The sequence below is a fragment of the Leisingera aquaemixtae genome (assembly GCF_001458395.1).
Lineage (GTDB): Bacteria > Pseudomonadota > Alphaproteobacteria > Rhodobacterales > Rhodobacteraceae > Leisingera > Leisingera aquaemixtae.
In genome coordinates, this window is record NZ_CYSR01000030.1 from 502,478 (window position 1) to 517,052 (window position 14,575).

10 protein-coding genes are annotated in these 14,575 nt (G+C 65.2%); 4 read left to right on the forward strand and 6 right to left on the reverse strand.

Annotation, left to right across the window (positions count from 1 at the left end):
- Positions 1–29: 29 nt before the first annotated feature.
- Positions 30–701, reverse strand: coding sequence for a hypothetical protein (locus PHA8399_RS16030; protein WP_058287103.1), 672 nt, complete (start codon positions 699–701; stop codon positions 30–32).
- 290 nt (positions 702–991) lie between these two features.
- Here PHA8399_RS16030 and PHA8399_RS16035 point away from each other — a divergent pair, with 290 nt between their 5' ends.
- The 3 genes from PHA8399_RS16035 to PHA8399_RS16045 all read left to right on the forward strand — a co-directional run bounded on the left by PHA8399_RS16035 (position 992) and on the right by PHA8399_RS16045 (position 8,568).
- Entirely contained in the window at positions 992–2,107 is a 1,116-nt protein-coding gene (locus PHA8399_RS16035) for an efflux RND transporter periplasmic adaptor subunit (RefSeq protein WP_058287104.1), read from the forward strand.
- Positions 2,104–5,940, forward strand: coding sequence for an efflux RND transporter permease subunit (locus tag PHA8399_RS16040; protein ID WP_058287105.1), 3,837 nt, complete (start codon positions 2,104–2,106; stop codon positions 5,938–5,940). Before PHA8399_RS16035 ends, PHA8399_RS16040 begins: the two co-directional genes overlap by 4 nt.
- 459 nt (positions 5,941–6,399) lie before the next feature.
- Positions 6,400–8,568: a methyl-accepting chemotaxis protein gene (locus PHA8399_RS16045; RefSeq protein ID WP_058287106.1), complete on the forward strand. Its 2,169-nt coding sequence runs from the start codon at positions 6,400–6,402 to the stop codon at positions 8,566–8,568.
- Positions 8,569–8,654: 86 nt separating this feature from the next.
- Here PHA8399_RS16045 and PHA8399_RS16050 read toward each other — a convergent pair whose 3' ends face one another.
- Both PHA8399_RS16050 and PHA8399_RS16055 read right to left on the reverse strand, forming a co-directional pair.
- On the reverse strand, positions 8,655–10,484 hold the full coding sequence (locus PHA8399_RS16050) for an ABCB family ABC transporter ATP-binding protein/permease (RefSeq protein WP_058287107.1): 1,830 nt from the start codon (positions 10,482–10,484) through the stop codon (positions 8,655–8,657).
- 97 nt (positions 10,485–10,581) lie between these two features.
- Positions 10,582–12,186: a LysM peptidoglycan-binding domain-containing protein gene (locus PHA8399_RS16055; RefSeq protein ID WP_244270237.1), complete on the reverse strand. Its 1,605-nt coding sequence runs from the start codon at positions 12,184–12,186 to the stop codon at positions 10,582–10,584.
- Positions 12,187–12,310: 124 nt separating this feature from the next.
- Between PHA8399_RS16055 and PHA8399_RS16060 the strand changes: the two genes are divergently transcribed.
- Entirely contained in the window at positions 12,311–12,862 is a 552-nt protein-coding gene (locus PHA8399_RS16060; RefSeq protein ID WP_058287109.1) for an LOG family protein, read from the forward strand.
- Here the strand turns inward: PHA8399_RS16060 and rarD are convergent.
- From rarD to PHA8399_RS16075, 3 genes are all read right to left on the reverse strand, one after another.
- Positions 12,799–13,710 carry an EamA family transporter RarD gene (gene rarD / locus PHA8399_RS16065; RefSeq protein ID WP_058287110.1) on the reverse strand — a complete coding sequence of 304 codons (912 nt, stop codon included), beginning with the start codon at positions 13,708–13,710 and terminating at the stop codon, positions 12,799–12,801. The two genes, PHA8399_RS16060 and rarD, sit on opposite strands and share 64 nt — an antisense overlap.
- 71 nt (positions 13,711–13,781) lie before the next feature.
- Positions 13,782–14,237, reverse strand: a complete 456-nt coding sequence (locus PHA8399_RS16070; protein ID WP_058287111.1) for a host attachment family protein — start codon at positions 14,235–14,237, stop codon at positions 13,782–13,784.
- A gap of 4 nt (positions 14,238–14,241) precedes the next feature.
- Positions 14,242–14,436 (reverse strand): hypothetical protein, encoded by a 195-nt coding sequence (locus PHA8399_RS16075; protein WP_058287291.1) that lies wholly within the window; start codon positions 14,434–14,436, stop codon positions 14,242–14,244.
- Between the last annotated feature and the right edge of the window lie 139 nt (positions 14,437–14,575).

The window sequence follows — 14,575 nt, forward strand, 5'->3', positions numbered from 1 at the left end:
CTTCCGCAAGTTCCCATCCGCGGAGCGCCCTACCCCTCTGGCGCAGCGTCCCCCTCCAGGGAGCCGCCGAGCGCCACAATCACCTGAGATGCGCGGTCTTTCAAGTCTCCGCTTACGGCGGCATCGGCCGCAATATCCCGCAGCCTGGCAATCGCAGCGTCGTTGTTGCCTTCTTCGATGTCCAGCAGCGCCAGCTGTTCGGACGCCAGCAGCGCCAGCGGCGCGCCGGGCTGCGCAAGGGCTTCATATTGCAGGCGGCGGTCCGCCACGCTGAGGGTCTCCGCCTGCAGCGACAGGGCCTTGAAGCTGGCGATATGGCGGTAGATCAGCGGCAGCTCGCCATCAATGGCCACGGCCTCCAGCCGGGCCGCCGCCTCGGCGGTTTTGCCTGCTTCGGCCAGCGCGCCCGCCTCCAGCATCCCAGCGATCGCGTGGCCGCCGGCACCCGGGGCTGTCACCGCCGCCAGCGCCGCGGCCTGATATTCGCTGCCCTCAACCTTCAGCGCCGCCGTGATCTGGTCGCCCAGATCCTCAGCCGCCGCACGCTCCTGCGCCTTGTTGTATTCGCGAAACGCCGCGCCGCCGACGATCAGCGCCACAGCCACGCCGCCGATCCAGCCATAGCGCTTCAGCATCAGGAAGAGCCGGTCACGGCGAACCTCTTCGGTCACCTCGTCGATAAAGCTGTCGGTATCGCTCATGAAAAGCCCCTGGTATGCGCGGCCCGGGCCTGCGCCCCTGCCGGTATTGAATGCGTCGCGCCCCTCTTACCCCGGCTCAAACGCCAAGCCAAGTGGCCCGTTTGCATCAGAAACATCCGTATTTGCGCCGCAAATGCAAGAAATGTGAACTAAACCACTTAGTTTAGAATGGACATATCCTATATCAGGCCTATCACATACGCGCGACTCTCCTTGTAATCAGGCCCTGCCGCCCGGCGGCACCAGAGCACAGCACACAGGGAGCTGACAGAAATAAGGAAAGGCCCGACATGCGTATCATTCCGATGCTGACCGCGGTGGTGGTGACAGCCAGCCTCTATATGGTGGTCATTCAGCGTGACGAACTGATGGCCTTTGCCCGCGGCGAAGATGCCGCGGACGCCGCCCAATCCGAAACGGCGGAGGGCGAAGGCCAAGTCCTGGCCCAGGCGGAGGAGACGCGTGTGGGGGTTGTGGCGCTTAAAAGCAAGGCGCGCACCATCGGCAGCGCGGTGATCCTGCGCGGCCAGACCCAGGCTATCCGCCAGGTGGAACTGAGGGCCGAAACCACCTCGACCGTGATTTCCGAGCCGCTGCGCAAGGGCACCCATGTTAAGAAGGGCGATGTGCTGTGCCAGCTGGATCCGGGCACACGCAACGCCGCGCTGCAGGAAGCGCAGGCGCGGCTGAAAGAAGCCGGAATCAACCTCACCGCGGCCTCGAAACTGTCCGAAGGCGGCTATGCCTCTGAAACCCGTCTGGCCGCCTCCGAAGCCGCAGAACGCACCGCCATTTCCGCGGTTGCGGCCGCGCAAAAGGAGTTGGACCGGCTGACCATCACCGCCCCCTTCGCGGGTCTGCTGGAAAGCGACACGGCCGAACTGGGCAGCCTGCTGCAGCCCGGCAGCCTCTGCGGCACAGTGATCCAGCTCGATACCATCAAGCTGGTGGGTTACGTGCCGGAGGCTGAGGTCAACAAGGTGGAACTGGGCGCAACCGCAGGTGCGGAACTGTCCACCGGCCAGACGGTTCAGGGCAAAGTCACCTTCCTCAGCCGTTCTGCCGATCCCACGACCCGCACCTTTGAGGTCGAGATTACTGTGCCGAACCCGGACCTCAGCATCCGCGACGGCCAGACCGCAGACATCGCGATTTCCTCGGCCGGCTCGCTGGCGCACAAGCTGCCGCAATCGGCGCTGACGCTGAACAACGAGGGCCAGCTGGGCGTGCGCGTTGTCGGCAGCGACAGCACCGTGGTATTCTATCCCGTGCAGCTGCTGCGGGATGAGGCCGACGGCGTTTGGCTGGGCGGCCTGCCCGAAACCGCGGACGTGATCGTCGTGGGGCAGGACTTTGTGACCGAAGGCGTCGCCGTGGCGGCCACCTACCGGGAGACTGAACAGTGATTGGCATCGTCGATTGGGCCGCCGGCCGCGCCCGGATGGTCCTCGCCTTCATCGCAATTTCGCTGCTTGTCGGCGGCTTCGCCTATTCGATGCTGCCCAAGGAGGGCGAGCCGGACATCGAAATCCCGGCCCTGTTCATCTCGGTCCCCTTCCCCGGCATTTCCGCCGAGGACGCCGAATCCCTGATGGTCAAGGTGATGGAGACCGAGCTTGCCGACCTCGACGGGCTCGACAAGATGACCTCCACCGCTGCCGAAGGCTATGCCGGGGTGGCGCTGGAGTTCGAATTCGGCTGGGACAAGACCGCAATCATGGCCGACGTGCGCGACGCCATGGACAAGGCCGAGGCGGAGTTCCCGGAAGGCGCCGAGAAATACTCGATCACCGAGATCAACTTCTCCGAATTCCCGATTGTCATTGTGAACCTGACCGGCGCCGTGCCGGAACGCACGATGGCGCGTATCGCCAAGGACTTGCAGGACGACCTTGAGGCGCTGGATGCGGTGCTGGAAGCCGGGATCGCCGGCAACCGCGACGAGATGGTCGAGGTGCTGATCGACCCCCTGCGGCTGGAGGCCTACAACGTCACGGCGCTGGAGCTGATCAATGTTGTGCAGAACAACAACCAGCTGATTGCGGCGGGTGAGATTGAAACCAGCCAGGGCGCGTTTTCGGTCAAGATCCCCTCCTCCTTTGACGATGTGAAGGATATCTACCAGCTGCCGGTCAAGACCAACGGCGACCGCGTGGTCAAACTTGGCGAACTGGCACAGATCAACTTCACTTTCGAGGACCGCGAAGGCACCGCCCGCTTCAATGGCGAGGACACGGTTGCCCTGCAGGTGGTGAAGCGAAAGGGCTACAACCTGATCGACACCGTGAACCTGGTGAAGGCGACCCTGGAAGAGTCCAAGTCCAAATGGCCTTCGGAGCTGCAGGCCGCGGTTGAGGTCGGCACCTCCAACGACCAGAGCCGCGTGGTCGGCTCTATGGTCAGCCAGCTGGAGGGCTCGGTCCTGACCGCGATTGCGCTGGTGATGATCGTGGTGCTGTCGGCGCTTGGCAGCCGCGCGGCGCTGCTGGTGGGCTTTGCGATCCCGACCTCCTTCCTGCTGTGCTTTGCCCTCTTGGCGCTGATGGGCATCTCGATTTCCAACATCGTGATGTTCGGCCTGATTCTCGCCGTCGGCATGCTGGTCGATGGCGCCATCGTGGTGGTCGAATACGCCGACAAGCGGATCAAAGAAGGCACCGGCCCGATGCACGCCTATGTCGAGGCGGCGCAGCGGATGTTCTGGCCCATCGTTTCCTCCACCGCGACCACGCTCTGCGCCTTCCTGCCGATGCTGTTCTGGCCCGGCGTTCCGGGGGAGTTCATGGGCATGCTGCCTGTGACCCTGATCTTCGTCCTCTCGGCCTCGCTGGTGGTGGCGCTGATCTACCTGCCCGTCATGGGCGGCGTCACCGGCCGCATCAGCCGCACGTTCGAGGGCGCCTCCCACGGGCTGCGGACGCTGGCGCCCTGGTGGCTGCGCGCGGCTTTGGTGCCGGTTTCCATGTGGGGCATGTTCGCTGGCGCCATGCAGATGCTGAACCCCTCCTACCTGCTGGGTGACGGCACCGGCCCGATGGCGGGTGTCCTGTTCGGCGGCCTGGTCTTCACCCTTGCCGCCTTCGCCGCGTCCATCACCCTCAGCGCCGTCAAGATCGAGCGCGAGGAAAAGGAAGTCGCCCCCGGCTACCACCACACGCCGTTCGGCCACGTGATCAAGTTCATCGCAGGCAACCCGGTGATGCCGGTGGTGACCATTGCCGCGGTGGGTTTCGCCATCATGACCGTGTTCTCGATGTTCAGCGAGAACAACTACGGGGTTGAATTCTTCGTCGACTCGGAACCGGAACAGGCCACCGCCTATGTCCGCGCCCGCGGCAACATCTCGCTGCAGGAAAAGGACAACATGGTCCGCGCCGCCGAAGAGGTCATTCTGGAGCACCAGGCGGTCATCAACGTCTTCTCCTTCGCCGGCGACGGCGGCCTCAACACCGACAGCTCCGGCGCGCAGCTGCCGCCGGACACGATCGGCCAGGTCCAGTTCGAGATCATCCCGTGGGAAGAACGCCCCACCGACAGCGAGCCGCTGGACGGCTGGTTCGGCGGGCTGCTGAGCAAATACCTGGGCTTTGAGAAGGAAATCATCGCCGAGGACTATGACGGCAACACCGTGATCGACCAGCTGAACGCCCAGCTTGCCAAGCTGCCCGGGTTCGAGGTTGAGGTCCGCGCCCTGGCCCAGGGTCCCGCCTCCGGCAAGCCGGTGCATCTGCGCCTGCGCGGCGACGGCTGGGAGGATCTGACCGCCGCCACCCTGACCGCACGGGAGAAGTTCGAAAACACCCCCGGCCTGATCCTGATCGAAGACAGCCTGCCGCTGCCCGGCATCGACTGGCAGATCGACGTGGATGTCGAGAAAGCCGGCCGCTACGGCGCCGATGTGGCGACCGTGGGCGCGATGGTGCAGCTGGTCACCCGCGGCATCCTCTTGGACACCATGCGGGTCGACAGCTCCGACGAGGAGATCGAAATCCGTGTCCGCCTGCCGGAACAGGACCGGGTGCTGTCGACGCTCGACAACCTCAAGGTCCGCACCTCCGACGGGCTGGTGCCGCTGTCGAACTTCGTCTCCCGCCAGCCGGTGCCGAAACTGGCCAAGATCAACCGCATCGGCCAGGAACGGTTCTATGACGTCAAGGCCGACGTCGAGGCGGGCCTGAACAAGGTCATCGTGGAAGACCCGGACACCGGTGAAATGACCCGGCTCGCCCTGCTGAAGGAAGTGCCGGAAGGCACGGCGGCCAACGGCGACAGCCTCACCGCGCCGAACGGCCGGGTGATGGAGCTGGTGACGCTGACCGGCGCCGAAAGCTTTGACGCGGTACTGGCAGCGCTGGACAATGGCGCCAAGATCAGCCCGGTGAACCCGAACGAGCGGATTGCCGTCCTCACCGAATGGCTGGAAACCGACCCGCTGCCACTCAGCATCGGCTGGGAATGGACCGGCGACCAGGAGGAGCAGGAGGAATCCGGCGCCTTCCTGTCCAAGGCCTTTGCCGGTGCGCTGGCCCTGATGTTCGTGATCCTGCTGGCCCAGTTCAACAGCTTCTACAACTCGGTGCTGGTGCTGCTGGCGGTGGTGCTGTCCACCACCGGCGTGCTGATCGGCATGATGGTGATGCAGCAGCCGTTCTCGATCATCATGACCGGCACCGGCATCGTGGCGCTGGCGGGCATCGTGGTGAACAACAACATCGTGCTGATCGACACCTATCAGGAGTTCAGCCAGCAGATGCCGCGGATCGAGGCGATCATCCGCACGGCCGAGGCGCGCATCCGTCCGGTGCTGCTGACCACCATCACCACGATGGCGGGCCTCACCCCGATGATGTTCGGCGTCAGCCTGGACTTCATCAACGGCGGCTACTCCATCGACAGCCCCACCGCCCTGTGGTGGAAACAGCTGGCAACCGCCGTGGTCTTTGGCCTGGGCATCGCCACCGTGCTGACCCTGGTCGTCACCCCGTCGCTGCTGGCAATCCGGGTGTGGTTCGCCACCTACATGCGCGCCCTGGGCCGGCTGCTGTCGCGCCTCACCCGCGGCCGCTCCAGCCGGATCGCGCAGGACTCGCGCCTGTTCAAAAAGGCCCGCGCGCTGCCGACCACGGAAATCCTGTGGGAGGGCGGCGAAACTCCCGCCGCGGCGGAGCCGGAGCCGCAGGCCGAGGATGGCGATGAGCCGTCGCCTCCCTCCGAAGGCCGACTGCGCGCCGCTGAATAACCAGCGCCCCGCCATTTGGCGGGGCGTTTTCATTTCAGCCGTCAAGTCTGCCTCAAGCGCCCCCCCCCCCCCCGCATAGCACCGGCAAAGGCACCGCTTCCCGGCAGCTTGCTGCACCGCAGGTGTGATTTTCCCGACAATTGCTACGACCCGGAAAAAATCTGCGTCGCCTTCAACTTCCCTAGCATCCACCGGCAAGCCTCTGAAAAACCTGAAAATTTCAGAAGCCCCCGGACCGCCGTTGCGTCGCAAAATTGACTCCGGATCACACCTTTGCGCCGGTTTGCGTCAGCGGCCGCCGCTGGATGCCGCAAACGCAGCATCCGGGATTTTCACGTGATTTCAAAGGCTTTCAGGCCAATGCCAACGTTCACAGTTTGTTAGCCCCTGCGTGCAACGGAGCGGCAGGAGCCGGAATACTGCCGCTCCGCATTTTCTTTCTGGTTGGGAAAAAGAAGAATGTCACTACGCTCGCAAATTCTGGCGCTGATCATAATCCCGCTTCTTGCATTAACTGGTGTCGGAGGCCTCAAGGCGCTGTCAGACTGGGACCGCTTTCAGGACGCGCAACTGACGCAGACCGAGACACAGGAATCCGTGGCTTTGATGAAAGTCATTCACGACCTGCAGGTCGAACGCGGCCTGTCTGCCGTCTTTTTGTCCTCCGGCGGCACGGCAGCCTCCCGGGCGCTAAAGGAGGCCCGGGCCAAATCCGACAACGCCATCCGGCAGGTGCCGCCCGCCGCTGCCGCCTCCTTGAAACATCTGGACGGGCTGTCTGGCCTGCGGGAAACTGTGACCGGCCGCCAGCTCCAGCCGGGCCAGATGGGTGCGCGCTACTCGGAGGCAATCGCCAATCTCCTGAGCGGCGTCAGCATCCGGCTGCTGCACCCCAAAGATGCCGAACTGGCGCAGCTTGGCACCGGGCTGGTGAGCCTCGCCTACGCCAAGGAAGCCGCAGGCCAGCAGCGCGCTGCCGGGGCCTCCGGTTTCGGCCAGGGCAGCTTTTCCCTGGAAACCTACCGCTGGTTCACCCGCACAGGCGCGGTTGAGGGCCAGCTTCTGGACATCGCCGCGCATGCCTTTGGCCAAAGCCTCCCGGCGCTGGATCTGCGCGCAGGCCTGGCCCCCAGCGGCCTGCCCGGCATCCGCGAGCAGGTTCTGGCCGCAGGCCCGGGCGCCCCGGCTCCGGAAGTCGCCGTCACAGACTGGTTTGAGCGGGCAACGCGCTGGGTCAGCTCCCTGCGGGCGGCAGAAACCGCCGTCACGGACGCGATGATGGCCCGCGCGCAGCAGGAGGCGTCGCAAGCCCGCCAGGCGTTGATCGTGACCGTGGCGGCGGTTGCGCTTGCCCTGATCCTCAGCGGTTTGACGGGCCTGCGCCTGATCCTGTCCTTCACCCGGCAGTTCGGCAGCCTGCAAGCGGACCTGGACCGGCTGGCGCGCAAGGAGTTCGACTTTGAACCGGCCCATTTGAACGACCGGACCGAAGCCGGCGGCCTGAGCCGGGCGATGGAAAAAACCCGCGCCGCCCTGGCCGAGGCCGAGGACCGGCTTGCCTCCATCGAGGCCAGCCGCATCGCCAACCGCGGCGCCGTCGTGGGCACGCTGGACGACCATCTCTCGCGCCTGTCCCGCCGCGATCTGGACTGCACCATCGAAGAGGCCTTTCCGGAGGAATACGAACAGCTTCGGCACAGCTTCAACACAACCGTGGAAACGCTGAAGGACACCATCGAACAGGTGATCGCGGCAACCCGCAGCATCCACAACGGCGCCACCGAGATCAGTTCCGCCTCGGACGATCTGTCGAACCGCACCGAAAGCCAGGCCGCAACGCTGGAACAGACCGCCGCGGCGCTGGAGGAGATGACTGCCTCGGTCAAATCCTCCGCCAATGGCGCCCGCGATGTCGAGCGCACCATGCAGGAAGCCCGTCAGGAGGCCGAAACCAGCGGCGAGGTGGTTCGCAACGCGGTCTCCGCGATGACCGGGATCGAACAGTCCTCTGTCCGGATTGCCCAGATCATCTCCGTGATTGACGACATCGCCTTCCAGACCAACCTGCTGGCGCTGAACGCAGGCGTTGAGGCGGCGCGGGCGGGCGAGGCCGGCAAGGGCTTTGCCGTCGTCGCCTCAGAGGTGCGGGCGCTGGCGCAGCGCTCTGCCGATGCCGCGACCGAGATCAAGGCGCTGATCACCGACAGTTCGGCGCATGTGAAGCAGGGGGTCGATCTTGTCGGCAAAACCGGCGAAGCCCTGACCAGCATTGCCGCCCGCGTCAACACCATTGCGGAACTGGTCTCCAACATCGCCGAAGGCGCTGCGGAGCAGTCCACCGGCCTTGGCGAGATCAACACCGGCGTCAGCCAGCTGGATGAGGTCACCCAGCAGAACGCCGCCATGGTCGAGGAAGCCACCGCCGCGGGCCACATGCTGCACACCGATGCCAGCAAACTGGCGGAGCTGATGGGGCAGTTCCGGATAAACGGCTTGGCCGGCGCCGCCACGCCCGCCGCATCAGTCCAGGCGCCTGCGGGCCCAAGCGCGCATGGCGGCGACATCGCATTCGGCGCCGCCGTTCCGATGCCCGCACAGGCCGCAAACGCCGCTTGGAGCAGCTTCTGAGGCCTTCCGGCAGATCAGCAAAATAAAAGGCCGGTCTCAGGACCGGCCTTTTCGTTGGACGCAGCAGGCCCGGGCCAAACCCGGTTTCAGGCCGCGTCCTGATCCGCCTGCTGGCGCTGCCACAGCCGGGCATAGCGGCCGTCCCGGGCCAGCAGTTCCTCGTGGGTGCCGGTCTCGGCAATCTCACCCTGCTCCAGCACCACGATCCGGTCCGCTTCGGCGATGGTCGACAGCCGGTGCGCAATAGTCAGCACCGTGCGCCCCTGCCCGGCGCGGGCCAGCGCCTCCTTGATCTCCTGCTCGGTATCGGTGTCCAGCGCCGAGGTCGCCTCGTCAAGCAGCAGCACCGGCGGGTTCTTCAAGAGCGTCCGGGCAATCCCCACCCGCTGCTTCTCCCCGCCCGACAGCTTCAGTCCGCGCTCGCCCACCTGGGTGTCATACCCCTCCGGCAGCGTCACGATGAAGTCGTGGATCTGCGCATCGCGGGCCGCCTGCTCCACCTCTTCCTGGGTGGCGCCATCCCGGCCATAGGCGATGTTGTAACGGATCGTGTCGTTGAACAGCACCGTGTCCTGCGGCACCACGCCGATTGCCTGATGCAGGCTTTTCTGGGTCACGTCGCGCACGTCCTGACCGTCGATCTTCAGCGCCCCGCCGGTAACGTCGTAGAACCGGAACAAAAGCCGCCCGATGGTCGATTTGCCCGACCCGGTGGAGCCGACAATCGCCACGGTCTGGCCCGGCTCCGCCTGCAGCGAGACGCCTTTCAGGATCTCGCGCCCGGCATCATAGGAGAACCGCACATTCTCCAGCGTGATCCGGCCGCCATTGACCTTCAGCTTCCCGGCGCCGGGCCGGTCGCTCACATCCGCGGGCTGTTCCAAAAGGTCGAACATCTCGCCCATGTCCACCAGGCTCTGGCGGATTTCGCGGTAGACGGTGCCAAGGAAATTCAGCGGCACGGTGATCTGGATCATGTAGGCGTTGACCATAACAAAATCGCCAACAGTCAGCCTGCCCTGCTCCACCCCGATGGCCGCCATCACCATCACCCCAATGAGCCCCCCGGTGATGATCACGCTCTGGCCGAAATTCAGCGCCGCCAGCGAATAGGCGGTCTTGAGCGCCGCCCGCGCATAGCCGCGCATGGCGCTGTCATAGCGCTCGGCTTCCCGCTCCTCGGCGACGAAATACTTGACCGTCTCAAAGTTCAGCAGGCTGTCGATGGCCTTCTGGTTGGCATCGGTGTCCTGCTGGTTCATCTCCCGGCGCAGCTTCACCCGCCATTCGGTGACGGCAAAGGTGAACCAGACATAAAGCCCGATGGTCACGGTCACCACGACCAGATACCAGGCGTCAAACAGCACCGTCAGGATCACCGCGACCAGCGTCAGTTCCAGGATCAGCGGGCCGATGGAAAACAGCATGAAACGCAAAAGGAACTCGACGCCCTTCACCCCGCGCTCGATGATCCGGCTGAGACCGCCGGTCTTGCGGGTGATGTGATAGCGCATCGACAGGCGGTGGATGTGGGTAAAAGTCTCCAGCGCCAGGCGGCGCAGCGCCCGCTGGCCCACCGGCGCAAACACCGCATCGCGCAGCTGCTGAAAGCCGGTGGTCAGGACCCGCGACACGCCATAGGCCACGGTCAGGCCAACCGCCCCCAGCGCCAGGGGCGGCACGCCCTCGCCTGCCAGGCTGTCCACCGCGCCCTTGTAGAGCATCGGCGTATAGACCGCGATCAGCTTGGCCAGCACCAGCACCGCCAGCGCCAGCACCACCCGCACCTTCACCGCACGGTTTCCCTCGGGCCACAGATACGGCCCTACTTTACGCAGGGTGCGCAGGCCGGAGCGGCGCTCTTCCTTGGCGATGTCTGCTTGGGACGGCACGGCCGCCTGGTCTGTCTGGGTCATGGCGTTTCCTGGCTAGACCGCTTCAGATATTCACCTGTTCACGGATTTGCGAGGGGCAGGCAGAAAAAACGCGCCGCAAAGGCGCGTTTTCCCGGGTTTATTCGGGGATGGTAAAGACCTGCCCCGGATAGATCAGATCCGGATTGCGGATTGCGCCCTTGTTGGCCTCGAACACCCGCACATACAGGAAGCCGCTTCCGAATTTTTCTTGCGAGATTGCCCAAAGCGTGTCGCCCTTCTGCACCGTCACCGCCCGCACCAGCGGCACCGGCTGATCCGGTGCGGCATCGCCCGCAGGCTGCGGCAGCGCATCCGGCGCCTCGCGCTTGAATGGGGTTTCCAGGCGGCTCACGACCTTGCCGCTGCCCGCCTCGATTTCATCGACGCGCAGCGTGTAGAGACCGGGCGGCACATTCGCCAGCTCACCTTTCCAGCGGCCGTCCTCAGCCGTGTCAATCTCGGCAACCTGCGCATTGTCGACATAGACCCGCACCCTCGACTTGGGCCGCGCCCGGCCCGTCAGCTGCACCGCGCCGGCACCGTTATAGCTGATCGCATCCAGCGCCACCTCGTCGCTCAGCTCCGGATCGTCCGGGACCGCGGGCTGCACCACTTCAATCCCGTCCTGCCCGGCGCGCAGCACGGCAACAGCTTGGCCCTGCAGCTGCGGCGCGGCAGGGTCAGCAGCAACCGCCGGGGTCTGCGCTGCCGGTGCGGTGCCTTGCTGGACGCCGGCCGCAGCTATGCCCGCGGCCTCTGCGGTTGCGTCTTCTGCGGCGCCAGCGCCATTCGGTTCCGCCTCAACTGCAGGTGCAGCCGGCTGCGCTGTTTCCGCTCCGGCCGCCGGTTCCAGCACCGCAACCTGATCCGCGGAGACGGGCGCGGCTGCTGCCGCCTCTGCCGGAACGCCGGTGCCCGCGCCAGAGGCGATTTCCGCCGCCGCCGGGCTGACCGGCGCCAGAATGAAGGTGTCGCCTGAGGCGCTCTGCTGGCCGCCGTGCTCTGCCAGCAGCGACACCACCCGGGCATCGGCACTTGGGGCAATGGTGGTCAGCGAGACAAATTCGCCGCCTGCCGGAACCTCCAGCTGCTCCAGCACCTTGCCATCCAGCATTACCGAAATCCGGACACCCGCCTGCGCGCGCCCGGCAATCACCACCGCGCCGTCGCGGTCCACCCGCACCAGATCCAGCTCCGGCGCTTGCAGGACAAAAATGTCGTCCTTGCTCTCCTCTGCCGCAGGATCAGAGGGCGCGGCCAGGGCAATCTCCTCACCCGCTGCAGGGACTTCAACCGGTGCGATTTCTGTTTCTGCACCGGCTGTTACCGGCGGATCTTCAGCCGCAGCCGCCGTGTCTGGGTCCACGGAAACCGCCGTTTCCCCCGCCGCAGGCTCCTTTGAAACCGCTGCGCTTTCCACCGGCTCTGCCTCCGCAGCCGCGCTGTCCTCCTCCGCGTCCACCGGCGCGTTTGCTGTGCGGTTCTGCAGCGGCTGGCCCGACTCCTCACCGTCGCCCGTGAACTCTTCACTGCCGCGTGCCGCCTGGCCGCCAGCCTGCCCGTTCGCGGCGTCGCCGTCCGGCTGGCCGGTGCCGAACACGCCTAGCTGGAACAGCACCACTCCGCCCAGCACCACGGCTACCCCGGCAACAGCGCCAAGTGTGAGAGCCCCCAGCCCCCCGCTTCCAGATGCATCCGCCATGTCTTCCCCTTCGAAGTTTGCGGAATGTTCCCTTCCGCTTAGTTGAGCAAACCTACCAATCCCGCTATCACGGGTCAAAACAGCAATTGCGTTTCATCTTGAAATTCCACGGAAAGGCTGGCCGATGAGCATCAAATCCGTCTGTGTCTATTGCGGATCGCGCGCGGGCGCGCGGCCCGCTTATACCGAAGCCGCCCGCGCCCTGGGTGCCGCGCTTGCCAGCAACGGCATGCGGCTGGTCTATGGCGCCGGTGATGTCGGGCTGATGGGCGAGGTTGCCCGCGCGGCCCAGCAGGCCGGCGGCGAAACCTTCGGTGTGATCCCCAGCCACCTGGAACGGCGCGAAGTCGGCAAGTCGGATCTCACCACCTATGTGGTGACCGAGACCATGCACGAGCGCAAGAAGGTGATGCTGTGGAACGCCGATGCGGTGATTGTGCTGCCCGGCGGCGCCGGATCTTTGGATGAGCTGTTCGAGGCGCTCACCTGGCGCCAGCTTGGCCTGCATTCCAAGCCGATCGTGATCCTGAACACAGCCGGCTACTGGGACAAGCTGCGCGCCCTGGTGGAACAGCTCATCGGCGAGGGCTTTGCCGGGCAGGACCTTGCGGATTACCTGATCTGGGCCGACACGCCAGTGGCCGCCATCGCCGCCCTGCGCGACGCCCGCTCCTGACGCAAGGCCGAGTAGGAAAACACCGCAACCGCGCTCCAGATCAAGGCAAAGGCAGCGCCGTGCCAGGAGGTGAAAGGCTCGGCAAACAGCAGCACCGCCACCAGGAACTGCAGCGTCGGGTTCAGATACTGCAAGACGCCCACGGTGCTCAGCCGCACCCGTTTGGCGGCAAAGCTGAACAGGATCAGCGGCAGCCCTGTCAGGATGCCGGAGAACGCCAGCATGGCCGCATCCGCCGGGTCGCCGAAGAAGCCCGCGCCGCCGGTCAGCCAGATCACCGCCAGCGCCACCGGCAAAATCAGCAGAACCTCAGCGGTGACCGACACCACCGGCCCCAGGGAAAGCCGTTTCTTGGCAACACCATAGAGCGCAAAGCTGACGCTCAGCACCAGCGGGATCAGGGGCGCAGCCCCCAATCCGAACGACAGCACCGCAACCGCGGCGCCGGCCAGCAGCACCGCCAGCAGCTGTGCCCGGGCCAGCCGCTCGCCGAACACCAGACGCCCCAGCAGCACGCTCAGCAAGGGAAAGATGTAATAACCCAGGCTGGCCTCGGTCGCATGGCCGGTCTGGACGGAAGAAATGAACACGAACCAGTTCAGCGAGATCATCGCGGTGGCGAACGCCAGAAGCAGCGCGCCGCGCCGGTCCGAGAAAGCCGCCCGCAAGGCGCCGATCCGCCCCTGCACCAGCAGCACGCCCGCAAAGAACAAAAACGACCACAGCACCCGGTGCGACAGCACCTGCTCCGGCGGCACGTGCGACAGCGCCTTGTAATAGATCCCCGACAGCCCCCAAACCACGCAGGCCGCGATCATCGCCATGACGCCTAACTGTGTGTCCCGCATGATTTGCCCCTGCCCGTGCGCCCTTTGACAGACACCGGACAGGGGCAAGGGTCAAGCCCCCGGCTCAACCGTCAGCCGTTCTCAAGCGCGTCTTTCACCATCTCCTCGATCTTGCTGGTCTCATGGTTGGTCAGGTTCTTCGCGACCTCGGCCACCACGCGATCGGCAACCTCCTTGTGAAGGTTCTTGCGCAGCTCGCCCAGCACCTCGGGGGCTGCCACCAGAACCAGCCGTTCAAACTGGCCCTTATGCGCCATCTTGTACAGCCGGTCCGCCAGATCCGACGCGAACCGTTCCTTGGCCAGCTGGTGCCAGTCGGTGTCATCCACCGCCGAACGGTGCACGCTGGGGCCGTCGTTGAACCGCCCCGGCCGGTTTGCCGACTGCTCGCGATTGGAGGGGTTTTCCTGCTCGTCCTTGCGCCGCACCTTCAGGTTCGGGTTCTGCGCGTCCGTGGTGTTTTCGAGAAACAGCGCTTTTTCGCTGTCCGCAACCAGCACCCAGGTGCCCTGCGTCAGAAAGGTCATGATGTCACTCCTCCTCCTTGGATTTCGTCACGCGTGTTGATCCCGCCGGACGCTCCTTGGCCCGTTTCAGCTCGTCTTCAGAGGCGATATCGCGCTGCAGCCCGCCGCCAGCCCGGCCTTGCTGCGAAACGCTCCCTTTCGCACCGGGGATCTCGTCCGTCTCGCGGCGTCCATCCGTCGATCGTTTGCGTTCAGCCATGGGAGCCTCCTTCTTATTGCACATGTGGAAGTTCAACGCGCAGCAGCAGGCCCTTGTTCCTAAGACAACCACGAAAAAGCCCGCGCAGCAACGCTGCGCGGGCGGAATCTTCTGATGCGGTGCCAGCCTGGAAACCGGC

What these genes read in the sequence shown, in the direction of transcription:
- PHA8399_RS16030 (WP_058287103.1), bottom strand. Translation starts at nt 701, where the DNA reads ATGAGCGATACCGACAGCTTTATCGACGAGGTGACCGAAGAGGTTCGC.
- PHA8399_RS16035 (WP_058287104.1), top strand. Translation starts at nt 992, where the DNA reads ATGCGTATCATTCCGATGCTGACCGCGGTGGTGGTGACAGCCAGCCTC.
- PHA8399_RS16045 (WP_058287106.1), top strand. Translation starts at nt 6,400, where the DNA reads ATGTCACTACGCTCGCAAATTCTGGCGCTGATCATAATCCCGCTTCTT.
- PHA8399_RS16050 (WP_058287107.1), bottom strand. Translation starts at nt 10,484, where the DNA reads ATGACCCAGACAGACCAGGCGGCCGTGCCGTCCCAAGCAGACATCGCC.
- PHA8399_RS16055 (WP_244270237.1), bottom strand. Translation starts at nt 12,186, where the DNA reads ATGGCGGATGCATCTGGAAGCGGGGGGCTGGGGGCTCTCACACTTGGC.
- PHA8399_RS16060 (WP_058287109.1), top strand. Translation starts at nt 12,311, where the DNA reads ATGAGCATCAAATCCGTCTGTGTCTATTGCGGATCGCGCGCGGGCGCG.
- rarD (WP_058287110.1), bottom strand. Translation starts at nt 13,710, where the DNA reads ATGCGGGACACACAGTTAGGCGTCATGGCGATGATCGCGGCCTGCGTG.
- PHA8399_RS16070 (WP_058287111.1), bottom strand. Translation starts at nt 14,237, where the DNA reads ATGACCTTTCTGACGCAGGGCACCTGGGTGCTGGTTGCGGACAGCGAA.
- PHA8399_RS16075 (WP_058287291.1), bottom strand. Translation starts at nt 14,436, where the DNA reads ATGGCTGAACGCAAACGATCGACGGATGGACGCCGCGAGACGGACGAG.